This window comes from Streptomyces sp. NPDC127114 (genome assembly GCF_042677525.1).
GTDB lineage: Bacteria > Actinomycetota > Actinomycetes > Streptomycetales > Streptomycetaceae > Streptomyces.
The window spans coordinates 112669-132806 of the sequence record NZ_JBHXTJ010000001.1 but is presented as its reverse complement, the minus strand read 5'-3'; the positions used below and the strand labels follow the sequence as shown (position 1 = coordinate 132806).

The window sequence follows — 20138 nt, the reverse complement described above, 5'->3', positions numbered from 1 at the left end:
GGGATCGGACCGGCCGCTCGCACGAGCCGGTCGTTGGTGTGCCACACGGGGCCGCGTCACGGCGGCTCCGGAGCGGACTCGCTGTCCGCCGGCCGCAGCCGGCCGCGCCAGCCGCCGGTCGCGCGGCCGCGGTCCTCGATGAACTCCTTGAAGCGGTACAGGTCCCCTTCGACCCGGCTGTCGACGGCGCCGACGGCCGCGCCGGCCTTGTCGGCCAGGCTCCGGGGCTCCACCTCCATGGCCAGGTCCACCCGGGTACGGCTGTCGTCGGCCCGTACGAAGGTGACGACGCCCATCTGTCCCACGTCGCCGCCGACCGTGCGCCACGAGATGCGCTCGTCGGGCAGCTGGTCGACGATCTCCGTGTCGAACTCCCGGGTCACTCCGGCGATCGTGGTCCGCCAGTGGCAGTGCCGGTCGTCGAGCTGACGGACCTCCTCGACACCGTCCATGAAGCGCGGGAACTCCTCGAACTGGGTCCACTGGTCGTAGACCTCGCGCAGCGGGGCGTCCACCTCGATCGTGGCGTGCACCATCGTGTTCACCTCCTGGCCCGCGAAGGACCGGTCTGGCAGCGCGGCTACCCGCCGTCGGCTCCCGTAACCCCGGGCGCCCGCACCATGCGACCGGTGAGTGCCCCGCCCGTACCCGGGTACTCGCTCGGAATGACCATGATGTCCACGGTGCCGCTGATCAGACCGCCCGGTGTCTACGCCCCGCAGGGCGACACCGCCCTCCTTCTGGAGAGCCTCGCCCGCGAACGGATCGAGCCGGGCGTCCGCACGCTCGACCTGTGCACCGGCACCGGGATCCTCGCCCTCGCGGCGGCCCGCAGGGGAGCCGACGCGACCGCGGCCGACATCTCCGGGGCGGCCGTCGCCGCGGCGCGGTGCAACGCCTGGCTCCACCGCTGCCGGGTCCGGGTCCTGCGCGGCGACCTCACGGAACCGGTGCGAGGCGAGCGCTTCGGCCTCGTCACCGTCAACCCGCCCTACGTGCCCGCCGCCGCGCCCGAGGGGCCGGCCCACGGCGCGCGCCGGGCCTGGGACGCCGGCCCCGACGGGCGGCTCCTGCTCGACAGGATCTGCCGGACCGTTCCCGAGCTCCTCGCTCCCCGCGGCGTGCTGCTCGTCGTGCAGTCCTCGCTCAGCGGAGTGGCCGCCACCCTCGCCGCCCTGCGCCGCGCCGGTCTCCGGGCCGGTGTCGCCGCCCGGCGTGCCCAGTCCTTCGGGCCCGTCATGGCGGCGCGGGCGTCCTGGTTCGAGCGAAGGGGACTGGTCCCGCCGGGGACGACCAGCGAGGTGCTGGTGGTGATCCGGGCCGTCCGCGAACCGGGGGCCCGCATGCCCGTGGCGATGCGGGGCAGTCGCGACCGCGAAGCGGCCTGACCGGACCCGCCGCCCGCCGGGCGCGGCCTGAGGAGGAACACGATGACTACGCGTGGGGCACGGGCGTCCCGGGGCGCCGCCTTGTTCGACGTCGACGGCACCCTCGTGGACACCAACTACCTGCACACGCTGGCCTGGTGGCAGGCACTGCGCCGGCACGGTCACGACGTGCCCATGGCCCGGATCCACCGTGCCATCGGCATGGGCGCCGACCGCCTCCTCGACCAGGTGCTCGGGGCGCAGCGGCGGCGCGAGGAGGACCGCGCCGTCGCCGACGCGCACGGCGCCCTCTACGCCGCCTGGTACGAGAACCTCCGTCCCTTCGAGGGCGCCACGGAGCTGCTGCGCGCCGTGTCCGCGCGCGGCTGGCAGGTCGTGCTCGCCAGCTCCGCCTCGGAGGAGGAGGTGGGCGCCGTCCGCGGGCTGCTCGACGCCGACGAGGTGATCGACGCCGTCACGTCGGGCGCCGACGTCGACGTGACCAAGCCCGCGCCCGACCTCGTGGAGGCCGCCCTGAAGGCGGTGGGCGCCGAGCCCGAGGACGCCGTGTTCATCGGCGACACGGTGTGGGACGTCGAGGCCGCCGGACGCGCCGGCCTGCCGTGCATCGGCCTGCTGACCGGCGGCACCTCGCGCGCCGAACTGGAGGACGCGGGCGCGGTGCTCGTGTGCGAGGACCCCATGACGCTGCTGCGCCGTATTGACACGAGCCCGCTGTCCCGGCCGCCGGACCGCCCCGCCGGGTGACCGCCGGACCGCCCCGCCGGGTGACCGGCCGCCCGTTCACGAGCCGTGACCCCGCGTCAGGCGGTGTCACGGCTCGCAGGTCACAGGGCCTCGGCCGCCGCGCGCAGGTCGGCGACCAGCCCCGCGTACATCTCCTCCCGGTCCTGCGACCGGAGCACCGCCGAGGGATGCACGGTGGGAATCACCCGGATCTCCCCGCCGGCCGCGTCGGCGGCCTCCTCGCCGGGGTCCGGCAGCGGCTGCGGCACACCCCGGTCGGCGCCCACCCGGAAGGACGGACCGAGCAGCGAGCGGCCCGCGGTGGCGCCGAGCGTGACGATCAACTCGGGGGAGACGAGACGGAGTTCCGCGACCAGCCAGGGACGGCAGGCCAGCGTCTCGCGCAGGCTCGGCGCCTTGTGGATCCGGCGCTTGCGGGTCTCGTCCTGGGTGAACTTGAAGTGCTTGACCGCGTTCGTGAGATACACGTCCTCCTCGTCGATCCCCGCGTCGCGCAGCGCCCGCGAGAGGAGCTTCCCCGCGGGTCCCACGAAGGCCTTGCCCTCCCGGTCCTCGCGGTCGCCGGGCTGTTCGCCCACCAGCATCAGCCGGGCATGCGCGGGGCCGCGCCCGAAGACGGTGCCGCTCGCCTCCCGGTGGAGCGGGCAGCCCCGGCAGTCGGCAGCGGCCCGACGGTACGCGGGCAGCCCGCCGCGCGGCGGCAGGAAGGGCGTCGCGTCGTACCGCTCGTCGTCGTACGTCTCCGGCGCGGTGGCCGCGGAACGGCTAGTCATGACCGCACACCTCCCGTACGGGCACGGGCTCACGTTCGGAGCCGACGACGATCCGCAGGCCGTCGCGTGGCCGGGTCGGGATCCGGTTCAGCGGGATCCGCAGGTCCTGCTCCGGGACCGTGAAGCCGGTCCTGGCCAGCTCACGGGCCAGGCCGGCGAGCACGGTCACGGTGATGTCCTCGCCCGGGCAGCGGTGCCCGTCGCGCGGTCCGCCGCCCTGCGGGACCAGCGCGTCGGTGTGCGGCGACCGGCCCAGGAACCGGTCGGGCTCGAAGCGGTACGGCTCCTCCCACAGGGCCGGGTCGTGGTTCCGCCCGTACACGTCGAGGAGCAGCAGCGTGCCGCCCGGCACCCGCTCGCCGTCCAGGACCAGCCCCTCGGGCGCGAGCGCGCCGACGAACGGCACGAACGGGTAGAAGCGGCGCACCTCGTGCGCGAACGCCGTGGCGAACCCGACGGGCTCGTCCGCCGCGAGCCGCCGCCGCACGTCGGGGCGCCGGCACATGGCGTGGGCCGCGAAGGTCAGGTACCAGGTGATCGCCACCGTGGGCCGCGCGATGTTCAGCAGTTCCACGGCGGCCGTGGCCGGGGCGAGCGGGAAACCGTCGGCGTCCCGGTGCGCCACCACGGCGTCGAAGGCCGTGCGCGGCGGGCCGGCCGGCACCGGCGCCGCCCGGGCCCGTTCGACCTCCGCGGCGAGCAGGTCCTCCTGCCGCGCCCGCGCCCGGCGGGCCCGCAGATGGCGTGGCCCGGCCGTGGCGAAGCCGTCGACCATGGCCACGCAGTCCCTGGCCAGGCGCGCCGTGCCCGCGCCGTCGTACCCGGGCAGCCCCGCCCAGTCGCGGACGGCGCCGGCGAGGACCAGCGCGCCCTCGTCGAACAGCGTGACCTCCTCGCCGTCCCGTTCGACGAGCCGCTCGCGGAAGTCCTCCGCCGCGCTCCGGGCCAGCGCTTCGACCGCGTCCGGAGCGGTCAGCAGGGACAGGAACAGGGACTTGCGGACCCGGTGTTCCGCGCCGTCGAGGGTGTGCACCGCGCCGCGGCCGAAGAGCGTGTCGAGCACGGGCCCGGGCAGGGCGCCGGAGCGCCGCGCGTGCCGTTCGTCGTAGAAGAAGGCGACCGCGTCCGGGCCGCGCAGCACCCGGACCGGCCGCCCGAGCAGCCGGGTCGCCACCGGGCCGTCGCCGGGAGCGTCCCGGCGCAGTCCGGGCAGCCACCCGTATCCCTTCAGGAGCAGGCCGAGCGTGCGGTCGGCGCCGGAACGCGGCGCGGCGCCGACGGGGTTCGACGGGCGCATGGTCCGTCTCCCTTCACCGTGGTCGGTACGGGCTCACCGTGGTCGGTACGGGGCTCACCAGGGCCGTCCGGGCTCGCCGGGCGGCCCGCGGCGGCGGGCGTCGGCGTCAGATGTGGGGCGCGCCGCCGGGTTCGTCGGGGAGCGGGCCGGGATACGGGCCGGGCCGTTCGGGAGGCGGCACCGGCTCGCCGGCCGTCGGGGCCGTGGGGGCCTCGCCGGTGGAGTCCTCGGGCCGGAGCCGGCCGCGCCAGCTGCCGGTCGCGCCGTCCTGTTCCTCGATGAACTGCTTGAAGCGCATCAGGTCGCCCTGGACCCGGCTCTCCAGGAAGCCGAGGGCGTCACCGGCCTTCTCGACCATGCCCTGCGGTTCGACGTCCATGGCCAGGCTGACCCTCGTGTGCGTGTCGTCGAGGCGCTGGAAGGTGACGACGCCCTTCTGCTTCACGTCGCCGCCGACCGTGCGCCAGGAGATGCGTTCGTCGGGCAGCTGGTCGACGATCTCCGTGTCGAACTCGCGGGTCACGCCCGCCACGCGGGTGCGCCAGTGGCAGTGCCGGTCGTCGAGCTGCCGTACCTCCTCGACACCGTCCATGAACCTCGGGAACTCCTCGAACTGGGTCCATTGGCCGTAGACGTCGTGCAGCGGCGCCGTGACCCGGATGGTCTCCTGCACCATGCTCATGGCCGTCTCCTCGTCTCCTCGGTCCGGTGTCGTGCCGTCGGTACCCCGTCCCGTCGGATCACGGTCCGTGGACGGCTGCGACTACCCCGTCCGGCCGCCCGCACGCCTGCCGCGGCGTACCAGCCCCCCCCGCACGAGTGCCCGGGCATACCGGTGACGGAAGCGGGCATCCGCCAAAGCGTCGCCCCAGCGAACGGAGGTGCGCCGTGAGCGCTGTCGTGAGTTCCGCCGAGGATCGTGCGCGAGGATCCGCGGACCCGGTCACCAGACCCCCTCGGCCCGCCGCCGTGCGGGTCACCCCGGTCGCGGACGGTCCGCTGCTCGTCGAGGGCCCGGTCGAGATCGTGCTCCCGGACGGAACGGTCCGCCGCAGCGACCGGCCCGTCGTCGCCCTGTGCATGTGCCGCCGCAGCCTCAGAGAACCCTTCTGCGACACCAGCCACCGCCGCCGGATGCGGCGCAACCAGGAAGGGACCGGGCGGCGGGACTGACCGTCGCCGTTCGCGCGTCCGGCCGGATCGCGAGCCCGTCCCAACGGACGGCGCCCACCCGCCGGGCCCGTCGTGAGGAGACCGTGACATGACCACCACACTCCTGCGGGAGCCGGCGGAACGCACCGGCCCGGAGGACGGCCCCCGGCTGCCGCCGCCCCGCGGCGAGCTGTCCGAGGCACTCGTCGCCCGGCTGCGCGGCGCGGCCGGCCCGCTGCCCGGCCGCCGCGCCACCGAGGCCGCCGACCCGTACGGGGAAGACCTCCAGCTGGCCCTGCACCTCGGCTACGAGCTCCACTACCGGGGCTTCGCGGGCGTCCCCGACGAGGCCGAATGGGACCCGGCCCTGCTGCGCCTGCGGGCCGCCCTCGAACGCCGCTTCGAGGACGCGCTGCGCGCCGACTGCGGACGGCCCGGCAACCTCGACGAGGTCTTCGAGGCGCTGCTGACGGAACCCGTCGAAGGCCACGGCGTCTCCCACTACCTGCTCCGCCACGGCACCCCGCACCACGTGCGGGAGCACGCCGTCCTGCGCTCCGTGCACCAGCTCCGCGAGGCCGACCCGCACCTGTGGGTGGTTCCCCGCCTCCAGGGCCGCGCCAAGGCCGGGATGATGATGATCCAGTACGACGAGTACGGCTGCGGCCGGGCCGAGCACATGCACGCCCGGCTCTACGCCGACCTCCTGCGCGCCCTCGGCCTCGACCCCGCGTACGGCCACTACCTGCCGCTCGTCGGGGCGCCCGCGCTCGCCAACGCCAACCTGATGTCGCTGCTGGGCCTCCACCGGGCCCGCCGTGGCGCCCTCGTCGGGCACTTCGCCGCCCTGGAGATCGGCTCCTCGCCCGCCGCGTCCCGGATCGCCGCCGCGATGCGCAGGATCGGCACCGACGAGGCCGCCGTGCGCTTCTACGACGAACACGTCGAGGCCGACGCCGTCCACGAACAGCTCGTGCGGCGCGAGGTCGTCGGCGGGCTGCTCGCCGACGAACCGGACCTCGCCCCGGACGTGGCCTTCGGCGTACAGGCCACCGTCCTCCTCGAGGACGCGTTCGCCGCCTCCGTCACCCGCGCGTGGGAAGACGGCGACACGGCCCTGCGCGCGCCGCTCGACGACGCACCGTGAGGAGGAGGCATGAACCTCATGGAACCGACGCGCCGACCGATCACCGGACCGCCCACCGGACCGACCGCCGGGCCCGCCGCCGAACCGGCGAGCCCCCCGCCGGCCCCGGAAGAGGGGCGCCCGCCGCTCGCCGCCGTGCACCCTCCGTCCGAGGACGACCACGAAGCGCCGTCGACCCGCACCGACCCCCCGCAGCCCCTGCCGCCCGACCACACCCAGGCCATCCTGGAGGCGACCAAGGAGGTCGGCGCCGTCCTGAAGACCTCCGGCTGCCCCTTCGCCCTCGTCGGAAGCGTCGCCGTGTACGCGCACGGCATCCCGGTCAGGCTCCAGCACGACACCGACTTCGCCCTGCGCGCCGAGGACGCCGAAACGGTCACCCGCCTGCTGCGCCGGCGCGGCATCCGGATCGTGGAGCCGCCCGAGGACTGGCTGGTGAAGGCCCGCAGCGGCGGAGAGGAGATCGACCTCATCTTCGCCCTCGCCGGACGGCCCGTCACCAGGGAACTCCTCGAACGGGCCTGGACCCTGCCCGTGGACTCGGTGCACATGCCGGTGATCGACCCGACGGACCTCCTGGTGGGCCGCCTCGACGCACTGTCCGAGCACCACTGCGACTTCGGCCCGCTGCTGCCGGTGGCCCGCGGACTGCGCGAACGCGTCGACTGGGACCGGGTCCGCGCCGAGACGCACGACAAGCCGATGGCGGTCGCCTTCCTCTACCTGCTGGAACTCCTCGACGTCATCCCCCGGACGACGGCGGCGGGCGACGGAGGGAACGACGAGGCGGGCGACGGAGGGAACGACGATGACTGAGCAGCACGCCGGGGCCCACGAGGACGAATACCGCATCGCCCGGCTGCGCGAGCGGCTCGCCGGAGACGACCTGGCCGAACTGGGCATCCAGGCGGAACAGCGAGGAAGCGCCGTGCTGTTGACCGGCACCGTGCCCACCGCCACCCACCGGGACGAGATCCTGCGGCTGGCGCGTGACGAGCTCGCCGGGCTGACCCTGCGCGTCGACCTCGAAGTGGCCTGCGCCGACGCCCCGGACCGTTGGGAGGAGCTGTCATGACCGTCGCCACCGGCCCGTCCACCGCCGACACCGCCGTCCGTGTCGCGGCCGTCGGCGACATCCATCTCAGCGAGGACTGCGCGGGACTGCTGAGCTCGGCCTTCTCCGCCCTGCCGGACTGCGCCGACATGCTCCTGCTCGCCGGCGACCTGACGCGGCACGGCACCGCGGCCGAGGCCGAGGTGGTGGCCGGAGAGGTACGCGGGCTGGGGATACCGGTCGTGGCCGTCCTGGGCAACCACGACTACCACTCCGGCGAGGAGGCCGAGGTCACCCGGGTGCTGCGCGACGCGGACGTCGCCGTCCTGGAAGGGGAGGCCGTCGTGCTGCACGTCGGCGGCCGCAAGGTGGGCGTCGCCGGCACCAAGGGCTTCTGCGGCGGCTTCGTCGGCCGCAGCGCGGGCGAGTTCGGGGAGCCCGAGATGAAGGCCTTCGTCCGCACCACGCGACTCAGCGCCGAACGCCTGACCGCCGCGCTCGGCGACCTGGCCGTCGGCGGCTGCGCGCTGCGCATCGCCCTGACCCACTTCTCGCCCGTACCCGACACGCTCGCCGGCGAGCCGCTGGAGATCTACCCCTTCCTCGGCAGCTATCTGCTCGCCGAGGCCATCGACTCGGCCGGCGCCGACCTGTCCGTCCACGGCCATGCCCACCTCGGGACGGAGCACGGCATGACGGCCGGCGGCGTACGGGTCCGCAACGTCGCCCAGCCCGTGATCGGCAGGGCCTTCGCGCTCTACCACCTGCACCCCGACGGCCATGCCGCCGCCGGGCCCTGAGACCGCTCCCGACGGCCTTCACACGACGTGCGGGTGCGATCACGGCGGGCGTCTGCCTAGCCTTGTCCTGCGTGCCCGGCGAGGCGCCCGGGGCTGATGGGAGCCCCGCTCACCCCCTCGCCCGTGGTCAGGGCGGCGGATGCCGCGGACACGCCCCACGAAAGGATGCATGCAGCACGCTTCTCGCCATACCCGGTGAGCCGCCTGCCACGGCCTCGCGCCGCCCGGCAGGAGCCCTCCGGGCGTCGGAAGGAGACCGCCATGCTGATCAGCCACGCTTTCGAGGACGGGGTTCTGCACGTCTCGCTCCTGCGCGACCTGGACGTCACCAGCCGGGGAGCCGCGGTTCTGGAGACCGAGGCCCTGCTGCTCGCGCACCGCCCGCGACTGGTCCGCGTCCAGCTCCCCACCGACGATCCGTCCCCGGCCTCCCTGAGCGCGCTGTCCCGCGCCCGCCGGCTCTGCGAGAGCCTGGGCATCCCGCTCAGCGTCGTCGGCCCGGTACGGCCCGTCCCCACGCCGCCGCGTCCCACAGCGGCGTGACCGGACAGGTCCTTCTCCGACGTCAGCCGGTGCCGAAGAGGGAACGCAGGGCCACGGCCCTGCTGTCCCGCACGTGCAGCAGCGTGCTCGCCGCCGCGGCCTCCTCGTCACCGGCGGCGATGTGCCGGTACATCTCCGCGTGCTGCGCCCGCATGTGTTCCGGCTCCGCGCGCAGCCCGAACAGCAACCGCAGCTGCCAGGACAGCTGCTCCATCATGCGGGCGAGCAGCGGATTGCCGGCCATCGTCACCACCCCGTCGTGGAACGCCGTGTGCGCGGCCACCTCACGGGCGCTCTCCTCCGCCGCGGCCGCCGTCTCCGCCTGCCGGAGGGCGGCCTCCAGGGCGGCGAGCCCGGCGGCGTCGCCCGCCGCGGCCGCCCGCGCCGCGAGCCGGGACGCCTGGGCCGCGAGCGGTTCCCACACCTCGTACAGATGCTCCACGTCGGCGCGCTCCAGCCGCCGGACGCGGACGCCGCTGTGCGGCAGCAGTTCCAGCAGCCCCTCCGCGACCAGCGCCCGCAGCGCCTCGCGCACCGGCACGCGGGACATGCTCAGCTCCTCGGCGACCTCCCGCTCGACCAGTCGCGCGCCCTGCGCGTAGCGGCGGTCGACGATCCGTTGCAGCACCGCCTCACGCGCCCGCGCGCTCAGGGAAGCCGTCCCGCCGCCGCCCGTACCGCCGTTCGAGCCCGCACCGCCGCCGTTGCCGTCCGCCACCCGGTCCGACCCCTTCACGTCCGCCACCGTCCCTCGCCGCCCCGCCGACGTGTCCCGCGCCGGGAAGCCGAGAATACGTCGGCCGGGCACGGGAGCCCGGCAGCGGACCTCACCAGCCGAAACGGCGGTCCACCAGCGCGGTGAACTCCTCGAGGGTGAGGACCTGGTCCCCGTTCGCGTCGGCCTCGTCGAACAGCGCCGAGGCGGCGTCGGCGTCCCCGACGCCCCACGCCGGGATGACTCCCTGCGCGACCAGCGTCGGGCCCTTGGCCCGCAGGGCCTCGATGACCTCGACGCGCGTCAGGGTGCCGTCGTGGTCGAGGTCGAGCGCGTCGAAGAGAATCCGGGCCTTGTCGCTCATCGCGTTTCCTGTTCGCCATCCGAGGGTGCCGTGCGTGTGCCGGCCGTGGGGAAGGACGCCGGAAGCGCCCGCCGAGTTGCCTCGCGCCGGATCCCGGCGCCGCCTCGCGGCCCCGGATCCGTGCCCGACGCCGCGGGGCGGCCGCCGGCCCCCTCAGGGGAACCGGCGCCCGCCCCTCCCATGTCCATCAGACCGCGGATCGCCCCGGCCCGGCACCCCGAGACGTCACGAGGCGTCCCGCACCGTACCCGTGAACTCCGGACCCGGCACGCGCTCCCAGTCACCGTCGTACGAGAACGGCCGCGCCCGCAGCGACTCGACGGGCTCGGCGACCCCGTCCCTGACGGTGGGCACGCGCAGCTCCACGGCCGTCTCGCCGGCGGGAACGGCGAAGCTCGCGTACGCGTCCTCCTCCTCCGGCCGCGACAGCGGCCTGGCCGGCTCGGGAACGGAGCCGTAGGTGTCCCGCACCCACTCCGGATCGAGGTCCGCCGTGGACAGCTCCGCACCGCCGGTCACCGGCAGGAACGACACTCCGCCCATGATGTCCGCGTCGGCGGCCTCGGACAGCGTCACCCGCCAGGTCAGCGCCCCGCCCTCGGCCACGTCGTCCGCGACGGGCGTCAGCCGCACCTTCGGCATCGGGTCGTCGTTCCGCGCCGTCACACCGCCGTGGTGCGAGCCGACCACGGCGCCGCGCACCGCCTTGACGAACGCGTCGTGGGACACCTCCCAGCCGTAGCGCGTGTTGCCCCGCACAGTCACGGGGATGTCGACGGTCCGCTGACCCGGGCGCACGGTCACGAGGCGCGACTCGACGCCCTCCCCGCCCGGCCGGGGCGTGAACACCCGGACCTGGCCACTGCCCTGGCCCGAGACCCGCACCGGAACCCGATAGGTCCGCACCCCGGAGTCGCCCTCGTCGACCGTCAGCCGCCCGAAGTCGACCCGCGGCAGCGGCGCGGGCCGCACCGCGGGCGTGCCGGGGCGCCAGCCCCACGCGTCCACCAGCCAGGCACGCCCGGAGGCACTGCGCGGAGTGAGTTCGAGGACGGAGACCCGCTTCAGGTCGAGTCCGGCCCGGACCGCGGCGGACAGCGGTACGCGCAGCTCGCGGCCCCAGTACGAGGCGGTCCGGTCACTTCCCGGCAGGCCGTCGGCCCGCACCCGGCCGAGCTTCGCGCGGCGGCCCGAGCCGTCGGCCAGGGCGACGTCGAGCTCGGCGCCCTTGCTGTTCGGCGGGACGATCACGCGCAGCGCCAGGGACTCGGCGCCCGCGAGGGACACCGGCCGCGCCGCCCGCACCGCGGTCGCCGCGCCGGGGTTCGTCCACGTCATCGCGACGGCGTCCCGGCCCGGCTCGGGCGAGGTCTCCCACGACGCGAAGTGCGGGGACTGGCCGCCCTCGTCGGGCGAGAGGCAGGAGCGCGCGGGGTCCGGGTCGACCTGCGCGCAGAGCCGGCCGCCGCCGGACACCGTCACCGACGGGCCGGGGAGGAAGGCGGGTGTGCGGCCGGCACCGACGGCGTGGGTGAGCACCCGGGAGGGACCGGCCGAGGCCGCCCGGCGCCCGGAGCCGTCGAGCAGCGGCCGCACCCGGTCGTCACCGCCGACGAACAGCCGGGCCGCCGCCGCGATGTAGGTGGCGCCCGCGGTCTGCTGCTGCGGGGCGGTGAGCCGGGTCCGCGTGCCGGGGGAGCAGACCGCGTCCGGGGTCTCCTCGTCCGTCCAGAAGTCGTCCACGGCGGGCGCCTTCGCCTGGCCCGGCGTCCACTCGCTGTTGAAGAAGTTGTGGTTGGCGCCGACCATGTACACCGCGCTGTGCAGCGCCGCGCCACCGCCGACACCGCGCGTGCCGTCGAGGTAGATCTGGCCCTGGAGGTCGGACACGTCGCCGTCGCAGCCCGGCAGGATCGTCATGGACGGTACGTCGGGCACCGGGTTCTGGCCGAAGATCGTGGGCCCGATGAGGACGTTGCCGCGGATCTTCCACCGCACGGGGCCGCGGTAGCCGTCCTGGTCGGCGGGCGGGGCGGACAGACTGTCGAGCGCGGCCCGGTTGACGCCCTCGCCGCCCCGCGAATGACCCACGAGCAGCACCCGCGAGAGGTCGGCCGCGGCCGACTTCCTTACGACCGCCGGCGCGTCCTTGCCGTTCGCGGCCCACTCCGCCCACCGCGCCAGGTGCAGCCGGACGAGGGAGGAACGGGCCTGCGCGCCGCCGTCCTCGGCCCGGAAGTCCTGCCCGTTGATGCCGTTGGCCGATATGGACAGCGTCACGTACCCCTGCGAGGCCAGGAGCCGCTGCGCCTTCTCGTAGCCCTGGTGGCTCGGAACCGGCTTCATCCCCGGCGGGCACGGCCAGTCGCCGGTCTCCTCGTCGGTGCCCGGCTTGTAGCAGGTGCCGTGGCGGCCGTGCAGGAACAGCGCCACCGGGCGCCTGCCGGGCGCGGAGGCCGGGTCCGGCGCCACGACCGCGGCGCGCATCTCGACCGGCTCGGGGAACCCGGGCAGGCGCACGGACTTCAGCGCGTACTCGCCCTTGACGGTGCGGTGGCCGCCCGGCACGCCCGGGTCCACCGGGTTCGCGGGCAGCGGCGCCTCCGGCCGCACGGCGGGAGCGTTCGGGCGTACGCGCGCCGAGAGCGCCGGCGCGTCGGCGTCGAGCCGCCGCCCGCCGGCCGTCACCCGGAGCTCCTCCCCGCCGGCGATCCGCTGCTCCGTCCGCCCGCCGAGGCGCGTGTCGCCGAGCGGCAGCCGGAAGGAGCGGCCGTCCGGCTGCGCCACCGGGAACCCGAGCAGCCGCCCGCCGAGCCGGAACTCGACCCGGGCGTCCCCCATGGGCACGGCCTCGTCGGCCGTCCACACCAACTGGCGTTCCGCACCGGCCCCGGTGATCCGCCACCCCTCGGGCAGCCGCGGACTCCCGTCCCGTTCCCCTTGGGACGTCGTCGGCGCTCCCGGCGACGGCGGCGCCGCCTGCGCGACTCCCGGTGATGCGGCGGCGAGTGCCATGAGCGTCACGGCGGTGGTCACGCCGCGTGTGACACGTATCAAAGCGGTCTTCCTCACGATCGGTCTCGTCACGACACGGGCACCACGGCAAGCCGTCGTTCGGCTCCCCCGGACAGCCCCCCCCGGGCGCCCCTCTCGCCCCCGGAGGACGGGAAGGAAGGAACGCGGGTTGCCTGATGGGACGTCACGATCGCGTCAGGGACCAGTCATTGCGGTCGGAGAGAAGAGGCGTGCGCCGCTTCAGCCGTCGCAGGGACGGTGCGCCGGAGGGCCAGGCCGCCGTGCTCGTCAGCGGGCCCGAAACCCGGCGCGACGAGGTCGGGAAGATCCCTGACCACGTCCTGGGGACGTACCGCGAGGCGAAGTGATCCGGCGCCGGTCCTCCCCCGTCACCCCCGTGACAGGACCGGTGCCGGATCCCGCGCCGCACGGCCGCCCGTCCACCGACGGGCGGGCGACCGTGCGGGTCCCCGGTGGCGGTCCAGGCCGTTTCGTCCGGATCGGGGGCGGACCCGGCCGAGATCCGGACGAGACCGCCTAGTACCAGCCGGTGCAGCGGATGTTGCCCGTGGAGTCGTTCCACGCGCAGGCCCGCATGACGTAACCGGCGTCGTCGTACGCGGGGGTGTGCGTGTCACTCCCGTACTGGACCGTGGTCATGCCCAGCGGGCCGGTCCAGCTGCCGCCGCCGTTGCTGGAGCGGTCCACCCACACCTTGTCGCCGGGGTCCGCGCCGGTGATCCGGCCCCACGCACAGCGGCTGGAAGTGCTGTAGCGCAGCTCGATGCGGATGCCGTCGACACTGGCCGTGCGCGGGGTCGTGGCGTTCGCCGTGCTGCACGCCAGGGCCGCCGAGGCCGAACCGGTGGCCGCCTGCGCCGTCGTGGCCACGCCGCCGAGGCCGAGCACGAGCGCGGCCGTGGACAGCACGACGCCGGTCCGCCTGCTGATCTTCATGTGTTCCCCCTGAGTCGTCGGTGTCACGAGTGGTCGATCGGTGCGATCGGTGGTGCCGAGGGTGTTGCGGTCGGTGCACCCGTACGATCTCCCGGCCGACGGACCCGGGGCGTCAACCGCGGAGTTGACCGTCGGGGTAAACCCCTGCGGCAGTGCGCACCGGCGCACACTGCACCTCCGGTATGACGACGTGCCCGCGTGCCGGGCCGTACCATCGCGCGATGCACACCAGGGCCCACTGGGCGACGCGGTTCGGCGAGGTGAATCCGCTCCTGGTCGACGGGGCCCTGGCCCTCGGCCTGGTGACGGCGTCGGCAGCGGTCGGGCACCAGTACCACCCGACGGGCTGGCCGGCGTTCGACCTGTCCGCGTACCTGCTGACGGCGCTCACCGGGCTGCCGCTGGCCCTGCGCAGGGTGGCGCCGGTCGCCGCGCTCGTGGCGAGCTGTCTGGCCTTCGCCGGCTACCTGGCCGCCGGCTACCAGCCGTCGCTCAACTTCTGGGCCCCGGTCATCGCGTTGTACGGCGTCGCCGTCCAGCGCCCGCCCCGCACGACGGCGGCGGGCGCCGCGCTCACCGCGGCCGTCGTCCTCTACAGCGGACTGCGCGCCCCCGAACTGGGCCTCGCCGTCGCCGTGATCCAGGCGGTGGCGGTACCCGCCGTCGTCTGGTTCTTCGGCAACGGCACCCGGCGCCTCGCCCGCAGGAACCGTCAACTCGCCCGACTGACGGCCCAGTTGCGCAGGGAGCAGGAGGAGAGGGAGAAGCGGGCCGTCGCCGGGGAGCAGCGGCGGATCGCCCGTGAGCTCCACGACGTCGTCGCGCACCACATGTCGGTGATCAGCGTGCAGGCCGGCATGGCGGGCTATGTCTTCGCGACCGAACCCGGCACCGCGCGCGCCGCCCTGGACACCATCTCCGAGACCAGCCAGGAGGGCCTGCGGGAGCTGCGGCGGATCCTGACCCTGTTGCGCTCCGCGGCCGGCGAGACGAGGGAGGCCGAGGGGCCGGACGGGGTCTGGTACGCGCCGATGCCCGGCCTCGCCCGCCTCGCCGAGGTGGCCGAGCGGACCAGGGCCGCGGGCGTGCCCGTGGACCTGCGCACGGAGGGCGCGGCCCGCGCCCTGGCGCCCGGGACCGAGCTCTGCGCGTACCGGGTGGTGCAGGAGGCGCTGACCAACGTGATCAAGCACGCCCGGCCGGCGCGCGCCACGGTGCTCGTCGAGTACCGGCCGGACGAGCTCGTCGTCACGGTGACCGACGACGGCCCGGGCCACGGTCCCCCGGGCCACCGTCCGGATCCGGCCAACGTGCCGACACGCTCAGGACACGGCTTGATCGGCATGCGGGAACGCGCGAGGCTCTACGGCGGAACAGTGGACGCCGGCCCTCGGGCCGAAGGGGGATTCCGCGTGTGCCTCACACTTCCCGTGGCCAGGACGACCGACCGGCAGGGACGTCACCAGGTCCACCAGGAGCACCACGGCCGGCCGGACCACCGGCGGAAGGACCGCCGCCCGCCGGCGTGACGGGCGCGCGCACCGCCGGAACCCCGCCGCGTTCGGCCACCGGCGGCATCCGGGTGCTCGTGGTGGACGACCAGGACCTGATCCGGGCCGGGCTCGTCGCCCTGCTGCGGGCGGCGCCCGGCCTCGAGGTCGTCGGCGAGGCCGCCGACGGGGAGTCCGCGGTGCTCCAGGCCGCCCTCGTGCGGCCCGACGTGATCCTCATGGACATCCGCATGCCGGGCATGGACGGCACCACGGCCACCGAACGCATTCTGGCCCGCTCCGACGGTCCCGTCCCGCGGATCCTGGTCCTCACCACCTTCGACCTCGACGAGTACGTGTACGCGGCGCTGTGCGCCGGGGCCTCCGGTTTCCTGCTCAAGGACACCGGGCCCCAGCGGCTGATCGAGGCGGTCACCGCCGTGGCCGGCGGCGACATGCTCTTCGCGCCGAGCGTGATCCGCCGGCTGATTGAGGCGTACGTGCACCGGGCCGAGCCGGTCGCCGGCCCCGTCGCCGACCTGGATGTCCTCACGGCCCGGGAGCGCGAGGTGCTGCGGCTCACCGCCCGGGGCCTGTCGAACACGGAGATCGCCGAGCAGCTCTACATCGGCGAGGCGACGGTGAAGACCCACCTCAACCGCACCATGAGCAAGCTGCACGTCGACAGCCGCGCCCAGGCGGTCGTCGTCGCCTACGAGAGCGGGCTCGTCGTCCCGGGCGGTCCGGCGCGCTGACCGGCGAAAGGCCCGCCGCCGGGTTGAGGTACCGTCGACCCGCCCCAACAGCACGCCCTGACCACTTAGTTCGGTTCGTCGCGCGCCACGGCCGAGCCCAGACACGTCGAGGAGACGCGACCATGACCCGTGCGGACGGACCGCGGCCGGCCCCGGAACCGATACCGCTCGACCTCCCCGTGGACGGGACGACGCTCCGCGCGCTGCGCTTGCCACGGGTCCGCGGACCGCGGTCGCCGCCCACGGCATCTCGGCCTCGGGGATGTCCTTCGCGGCCGTCGCCCGGCACCTGCCGGCGGACTGGTCGCTGTACGCGGTCGACCTGCGCGGCCGCGGCGGGAGCTCGACCGCCTCCGGTCCGTACGGGATCGACCGGCACGCCGCCGACCTCGTGACGGCGGCCCGGACCTGGGGCGACGGCGGGCCCGTGGTCCTGACCGGCCAGTCCATGGGCGCGTACGTGGCGCTGCGGGCCGCCGTCCGGGCTCCCGGCCTCTTCGAGCGCCTGCTGCTGATCGACGGCGGCCTGCCGATCCCGCTGCCCGCCGAGGCGGACCCCGACGCGGTGCTGGAGGCCGGCCTGGGCCCGGCGCTCGCCCGGCTCTCGATGACGTACGACAGCGACCAGGCCTACGTGGACTTCTTCCGCGCCCACCCGGCGCTCGGGCCGCACTGGAACGCGGACATCGAGTCGTACGTCCGCTACGACCTCACCGGCCCCGAGGGCGCCCGCCGCTCCCGGGCCCAGGAGGCGGCGGTGCGGCAGGACGGGCGCGAACTCCTCACCGGCGCCGCGTCGTTCGGCACCGACCTGGCGGGCCTGAAGGTGCCCGCCCTGCTACTGCACGCGCCGCTCGGGCTGCTCGGCGAGGCCCCCGGCATGCTGCCGCCCGCGCTCGTCGACCACTGGACCGCGCAGGCGCCGAACCTGACCGCCGAGCTCGTGCCGGACTGCAACCACTACACGATCCTCCTGGGCGAGCCGGCCTGCACGGTCGCGGAACGGCTGGTGGCGTCGCACGGCCGCGCCTGAGGCGCTCCATTGCGGGGCAAAACGGACGATGTCCGGTTATTCCCCTGCAATGCCGGAATGCGGATCTGATGGCGCAAGCGGGTATTTCGCTCCCCGGTAAAGGGCCCGGTCGGCGCGCGTGATCTGAATCACGCCGGACCGGGCCCTCCCGCTGCTGGCGGAGCGTCAGGTGCCGTATCGCGGAAAAGGGTTGGTACGGCAGCACGGGTCGGGCGGAATGATCCTTTCGTAATTCCCGCTAGATCAATTTTCCGCGAGGAATTCCCGCCTTGTTTTCCGGATTTGTTTTCGCATAGCGTCGCCCCGCAACCGGACGGAAACGCCGAATCCTGCCGCCGTCCGAACGACCGCACTCACCACACATCCGGCAGGAGCGGGGGACCCAGGTTTGCCGCCGGTCCCGGTCTCCGGGGACGGCTCGGGGTGAAGTCGCGCACGCCGCGGCCGGGCATCTCCTGCCCGAACCCGACAGCTCACCTCGCAGGCGGAGGAGAGGAACCCGCCATGCGTGGACACGGCAAGCACCGCCGCCCCAAGAACGTCCCGCTCACCCGCGGCATCGCCGCCGTGAGCCTCACCGGCAGCGCCGCCCTCGCGCTTCCACTGGCCGGAGCCACCAGTGCCGCCGCGGTCGTTCCGCAGGGCACGAACTCCGTCGCAGTGGCAAAGCCGGCGGTTTCGGCGGCCCTCCAGTCGGTCGCGGTGAACGCGCCGAAGGCGGTCTCCGGTGTCGCGCCGGTGAAGTATTCCGTCGTCGCGGGCGACTCGCTCTCGAAGATCGCCGGTAAGTACGGGGTGAAGGGCGGCTGGAAGAAGCTCTACCGCGACAACCGGAAGGTCGTCGGCAAGGACCCCGGTCTCATCCGGCCCGGCCAGAAGCTCTCCGTCGCCGCCACCCGGACCGCGCCCCGCCCGGCGGCCCCGGCCCCCGCCACCCGCGTCTCCGTCACCACGGGCTCCGCCGCCTCCGCCCCGGCCCCGGCCGTCAAGGCCGCCGCCACCGCCGCCACCAAGGCCGCGTCCGCGAGCACCGCCGGCTACACGTACGCCGACAACCTCGAGGGCTGGATCCGCGAGTCCCTCGACATCATGGCCCGCGAGGGCATCCCCGGCACGTTCGACGGCATCTACCGCAACATCATGCGCGAGTCGTCCGGCAACCCCCGCGCGATCAACAACTGGGACTCGAACGCCCTCGCCGGCACCCCGTCCAAGGGCCTGCTCCAGGTGATCGACCCCACCTTCCAGGCCTACCACGTCGCCGGCACCGCCAACGACCCCTACGACCCCGTGGCCAACATCACGGCCGCCTGCAACTACGCCGCCGACCGCTACGGCTCCATCGACAACGTCTTCGGCGCGTACTGACCGACCGGTTCACCGCCACCACACGGCCGGGCAGCCCTCAGGGGCCGCCCGGCCGTGCCGTTCCCCGCCGTTCCCGCACATCGATGAAACCTTCCGGCCGTCTCTTCCGTCCTCCCCTGCGGGAGCCGTTCGGGACGAAGACGCTGGGAGTGGGCACCGCATGGGGCTGAAGGGCAAGTACACCGCACACATAGCCGTGGTGGCTTCGGCGGTCGCGATAGGTCTGGCCTCGTGGGGGGCCGCCGCGCTGACGGACACCGAGGCCGAGGCCCGGGCGGGGGAGCGGCAGGAGCAGCGGGTGCCGGCGGGGGACGCCAAGGGGCCGGCGCAGGTGCCGCCGGTGAAGGTCCCTCAGAGCATCGCGCACGCCGCCGAGGCGGGCGGCACGTCGGTGAACATCACCATCGACGACGGCCCGGACCCGCGGTGGACGCCCCAGGTGCTCGACATCCTCAAGGAGAACGACGTCAAGGCCGTGTTCTGCATGGTCGGTCCGCGGGCGAAGGAGTTCCCCGAGCTGGTCAAGCGGGTCGTGGCCGAGGGACACCGGCTCTGCGACCACACGGTGTCCCACGACACCACCATGGACAAGAAGCCCGTCGACTACCAGAAGCAGCAGATCCTCGACGCGAAGCGGATGATCGAGGAGGCGGCCGGCGGAGCCAAGGTGGAGTACTACCGCGCCCCCGGCGGCGCGTTCACCCCGAACAGCCGGCGCATCGCCGCGGAGGCCGGGATGCGGCCGCTCGGCTGGAACGTGGACACCAAGGACTTCGAGCTGCCGGGCACCGGTGCCATCGTCAGCACGGTGAAGCAGGAGCTCTCCAACGGACCGACGATCCTCTTCCACGACGGCGGCGGCGACCGCGCCCAGACCGTCGCGGCGCTGAAGCAGGTGCTGCCGTGGCTGAAGGAGCAGGGCCACCCGACCAGCTTCCCGGTGCGGACCACGCCCTGAACCGCCGGACCCGGCCTGGGCCGGACCCCGCCTGGGCCGGACCCGGCCGCGATCCGGAAGAGACGGCCTAGCGCGCGGCCGCCAGGCGGAGACCGCCACAGGCGCGCAGGGCGCTGTCGACGAGGGCCGGCAGGACCGGCCGGCCCGGCTCCGGCGTGAGCCGGGCCAGGCGGTGCATGGTCAGGGCGGCTTCCCACGCCGAGGTCTTCGCCGGCGAACCGCCCCACGAGACGGCTTCGAGTCTCGCCCAGAGGTGCGCGCCGAACCCGAGGTGAATCGTTCCTTCCCGGGCCGCCTCCTCGGCGAGGGCCTCACGCACCGCCGTCAGGAACGTCACGGCGTCCCCCGGCCCCAGCGCCTCGACGACGATCCGCAGGTAGGGAGCGATCAGACCGGTCGCCTCCGGCCACTCGGACTCGTCGCCGAAGCGCTCGCGCAGGTGTGCGTACAGCGGGTGTTCCATGCAGTGGGTCATGAAGGCACAGATACGTTTCCTCGCCCCGCCATCACCGTGGCGACACGCCGAACGCGCCGTGCCGACGCCCGTATGGAGGTGTTCCGGGTGCTCGCGGCCCCTCGTCG

22 protein-coding genes, 1 pseudogene and 1 riboswitch are annotated in these 20138 nt (G+C 74.5%); of the genes and pseudogenes, 14 read left to right on the top strand and 9 right to left on the bottom strand.

Annotation, left to right across the window (positions count from 1 at the left end; all coding sequences use genetic code 11):
* Positions 1-56: 56 nt before the first annotated feature.
* Positions 57-536: an SRPBCC family protein gene (locus ACFVGS_RS00570; protein ID WP_384407189.1), complete on the bottom strand. Its 480-nt coding sequence runs from the start codon at positions 534-536 to the stop codon at positions 57-59.
* Positions 537-674: 138 nt separating this feature from the next.
* On the opposite strand from ACFVGS_RS00570, the gene ACFVGS_RS00565 reads away from it, so the two are divergent.
* Positions 675-1388 (top strand): HemK2/MTQ2 family protein methyltransferase, encoded by a 714-nt coding sequence (locus ACFVGS_RS00565; RefSeq protein WP_385689496.1) that lies wholly within the window; start codon positions 675-677, stop codon positions 1386-1388.
* Positions 1389-1430: 42 nt separating this feature from the next.
* Entirely contained in the window at positions 1431-2135 is a 705-nt protein-coding gene (locus ACFVGS_RS00560; protein ID WP_384407187.1) for an HAD family hydrolase, read from the top strand.
* Between the two features lie 80 nt (positions 2136-2215).
* Here the strand turns inward: ACFVGS_RS00560 and ACFVGS_RS00555 are convergent, their stop codons facing one another.
* The 3 genes and pseudogenes from ACFVGS_RS00555 to ACFVGS_RS00545 all read right to left on the bottom strand — a co-directional run.
* Entirely contained in the window at positions 2216-2908 is a 693-nt protein-coding gene (locus ACFVGS_RS00555; RefSeq protein WP_385688928.1) for a UdgX family uracil-DNA binding protein, read from the bottom strand.
* Positions 2901-4205, bottom strand: a complete 1305-nt coding sequence (locus ACFVGS_RS00550; protein WP_385688925.1) for a cytochrome P450 — start codon at positions 4203-4205, stop codon at positions 2901-2903. Before ACFVGS_RS00550 ends, ACFVGS_RS00555 begins: the two co-directional genes overlap by 8 nt.
* Before the next feature lie 223 nt (positions 4206-4428).
* Positions 4429-4887: pseudogene (locus tag ACFVGS_RS00545) on the bottom strand (SRPBCC family protein); the annotation flags it as partial.
* Positions 4888-5093: 206 nt separating this feature from the next.
* Between ACFVGS_RS00545 and ACFVGS_RS00540 the strand changes: the two are divergent.
* From ACFVGS_RS00540 to ACFVGS_RS00515, 6 genes are all read left to right on the top strand, one after another.
* Positions 5094-5378: a CDGSH iron-sulfur domain-containing protein gene (locus ACFVGS_RS00540; protein ID WP_385688923.1), complete on the top strand. Its 285-nt coding sequence runs from the start codon at positions 5094-5096 to the stop codon at positions 5376-5378.
* Between the two features lie 88 nt (positions 5379-5466).
* Positions 5467-6504, top strand: a complete 1038-nt coding sequence (locus ACFVGS_RS00535) for an iron-containing redox enzyme family protein (protein ID WP_385688922.1) — start codon at positions 5467-5469, stop codon at positions 6502-6504.
* Positions 6505-6513: 9 nt separating this feature from the next.
* Positions 6514-7320 carry a nucleotidyltransferase family protein gene (locus ACFVGS_RS00530; RefSeq protein ID WP_385688919.1) on the top strand — a complete coding sequence of 269 codons (807 nt, stop codon included), beginning with the start codon at positions 6514-6516 and terminating at the stop codon, positions 7318-7320.
* A complete protein-coding gene (locus tag ACFVGS_RS00525) occupies positions 7313-7579 on the top strand; it encodes a BON domain-containing protein (RefSeq protein WP_384407174.1) in 267 nt (88 codons plus the stop codon). Before ACFVGS_RS00530 ends, ACFVGS_RS00525 begins: the two co-directional genes overlap by 8 nt.
* On the top strand, positions 7576-8358 hold the full coding sequence (locus tag ACFVGS_RS00520) for a metallophosphoesterase (RefSeq protein ID WP_384407172.1): 783 nt from the start codon (positions 7576-7578) through the stop codon (positions 8356-8358). Before ACFVGS_RS00525 ends, ACFVGS_RS00520 begins: the two co-directional genes overlap by 4 nt.
* Positions 8359-8619: 261 nt before the next feature.
* On the top strand, positions 8620-8901 hold the full coding sequence (locus ACFVGS_RS00515) for a hypothetical protein (RefSeq protein ID WP_385688915.1): 282 nt from the start codon (positions 8620-8622) through the stop codon (positions 8899-8901).
* Positions 8902-8923: 22 nt separating this feature from the next.
* Here ACFVGS_RS00515 and ACFVGS_RS00510 read toward each other — a convergent pair whose 3' ends face one another.
* The 3 genes from ACFVGS_RS00510 to ACFVGS_RS00500 all read right to left on the bottom strand — a co-directional run bounded on the left by ACFVGS_RS00510 (position 8924) and on the right by ACFVGS_RS00500 (position 13037).
* The gene (locus ACFVGS_RS00510) at positions 8924-9646 is read right to left on the bottom strand and encodes a GntR family transcriptional regulator (RefSeq protein ID WP_385688913.1); all 723 of its coding nucleotides are present in this window, start codon (positions 9644-9646) and stop codon (positions 8924-8926) included.
* A gap of 82 nt (positions 9647-9728) precedes the next feature.
* Entirely contained in the window at positions 9729-9980 is a 252-nt protein-coding gene (locus ACFVGS_RS00505) for an EF-hand domain-containing protein (protein ID WP_385688910.1), read from the bottom strand.
* Positions 9981-10205: 225 nt separating this feature from the next.
* Complete coding sequence (locus ACFVGS_RS00500; RefSeq protein ID WP_385688908.1) at positions 10206-13037, bottom strand: hypothetical protein; 2832 nt, start codon at positions 13035-13037, stop codon at positions 10206-10208.
* 188 nt (positions 13038-13225) lie between these two features.
* Here ACFVGS_RS00500 and ACFVGS_RS00495 point away from each other — a divergent pair, with 188 nt between their 5' ends.
* Positions 13226-13363: a hypothetical protein gene (locus ACFVGS_RS00495; RefSeq protein WP_385688905.1), complete on the top strand. Its 138-nt coding sequence runs from the start codon at positions 13226-13228 to the stop codon at positions 13361-13363.
* 169 nt (positions 13364-13532) lie between these two features.
* Here ACFVGS_RS00495 and ACFVGS_RS00490 read toward each other — a convergent pair whose 3' ends face one another.
* Positions 13533-13952, bottom strand: a complete 420-nt coding sequence (locus tag ACFVGS_RS00490; RefSeq protein ID WP_385688903.1) for a DUF2690 domain-containing protein — start codon at positions 13950-13952, stop codon at positions 13533-13535.
* Between the two features lie 221 nt (positions 13953-14173).
* Between ACFVGS_RS00490 and ACFVGS_RS00485 the strand changes: the two genes are divergently transcribed.
* The 5 genes from ACFVGS_RS00485 (at position 14174) to ACFVGS_RS00465 (ending at position 19556) form a co-directional block, all read left to right on the top strand.
* Entirely contained in the window at positions 14174-15481 is a 1308-nt protein-coding gene (locus tag ACFVGS_RS00485; protein WP_384407159.1) for a sensor histidine kinase, read from the top strand.
* A complete protein-coding gene (locus ACFVGS_RS00480; protein ID WP_384407157.1) occupies positions 15478-16197 on the top strand; it encodes a response regulator in 720 nt (239 codons plus the stop codon). The genes ACFVGS_RS00485 and ACFVGS_RS00480 overlap by 4 nt, the downstream gene beginning before the upstream one ends.
* 262 nt (positions 16198-16459) lie before the next feature.
* Positions 16460-17230, top strand: coding sequence for an alpha/beta hydrolase (locus tag ACFVGS_RS00475; RefSeq protein WP_385688899.1), 771 nt, complete (start codon positions 16460-16462; stop codon positions 17228-17230).
* Positions 17231-17540: 310 nt separating this feature from the next.
* Positions 17541-17730: riboswitch (cyclic di-AMP (ydaO/yuaA leader) on the top strand.
* A 4-nt stretch (positions 17731-17734) separates the two neighbouring features.
* Positions 17735-18598, top strand: a complete 864-nt coding sequence (locus tag ACFVGS_RS00470; RefSeq protein ID WP_384407153.1) for a transglycosylase SLT domain-containing protein — start codon at positions 17735-17737, stop codon at positions 18596-18598.
* 160 nt (positions 18599-18758) lie between these two features.
* Positions 18759-19556 (top strand): polysaccharide deacetylase family protein, encoded by a 798-nt coding sequence (locus ACFVGS_RS00465; protein ID WP_384407150.1) that lies wholly within the window; start codon positions 18759-18761, stop codon positions 19554-19556.
* 67 nt (positions 19557-19623) lie between these two features.
* On the opposite strand, the gene ACFVGS_RS00460 is transcribed toward ACFVGS_RS00465, so the two are convergent.
* Entirely contained in the window at positions 19624-20019 is a 396-nt protein-coding gene (locus ACFVGS_RS00460; protein WP_384407148.1) for a hypothetical protein, read from the bottom strand.
* Positions 20020-20138: the final 119 nt, after the last annotated feature.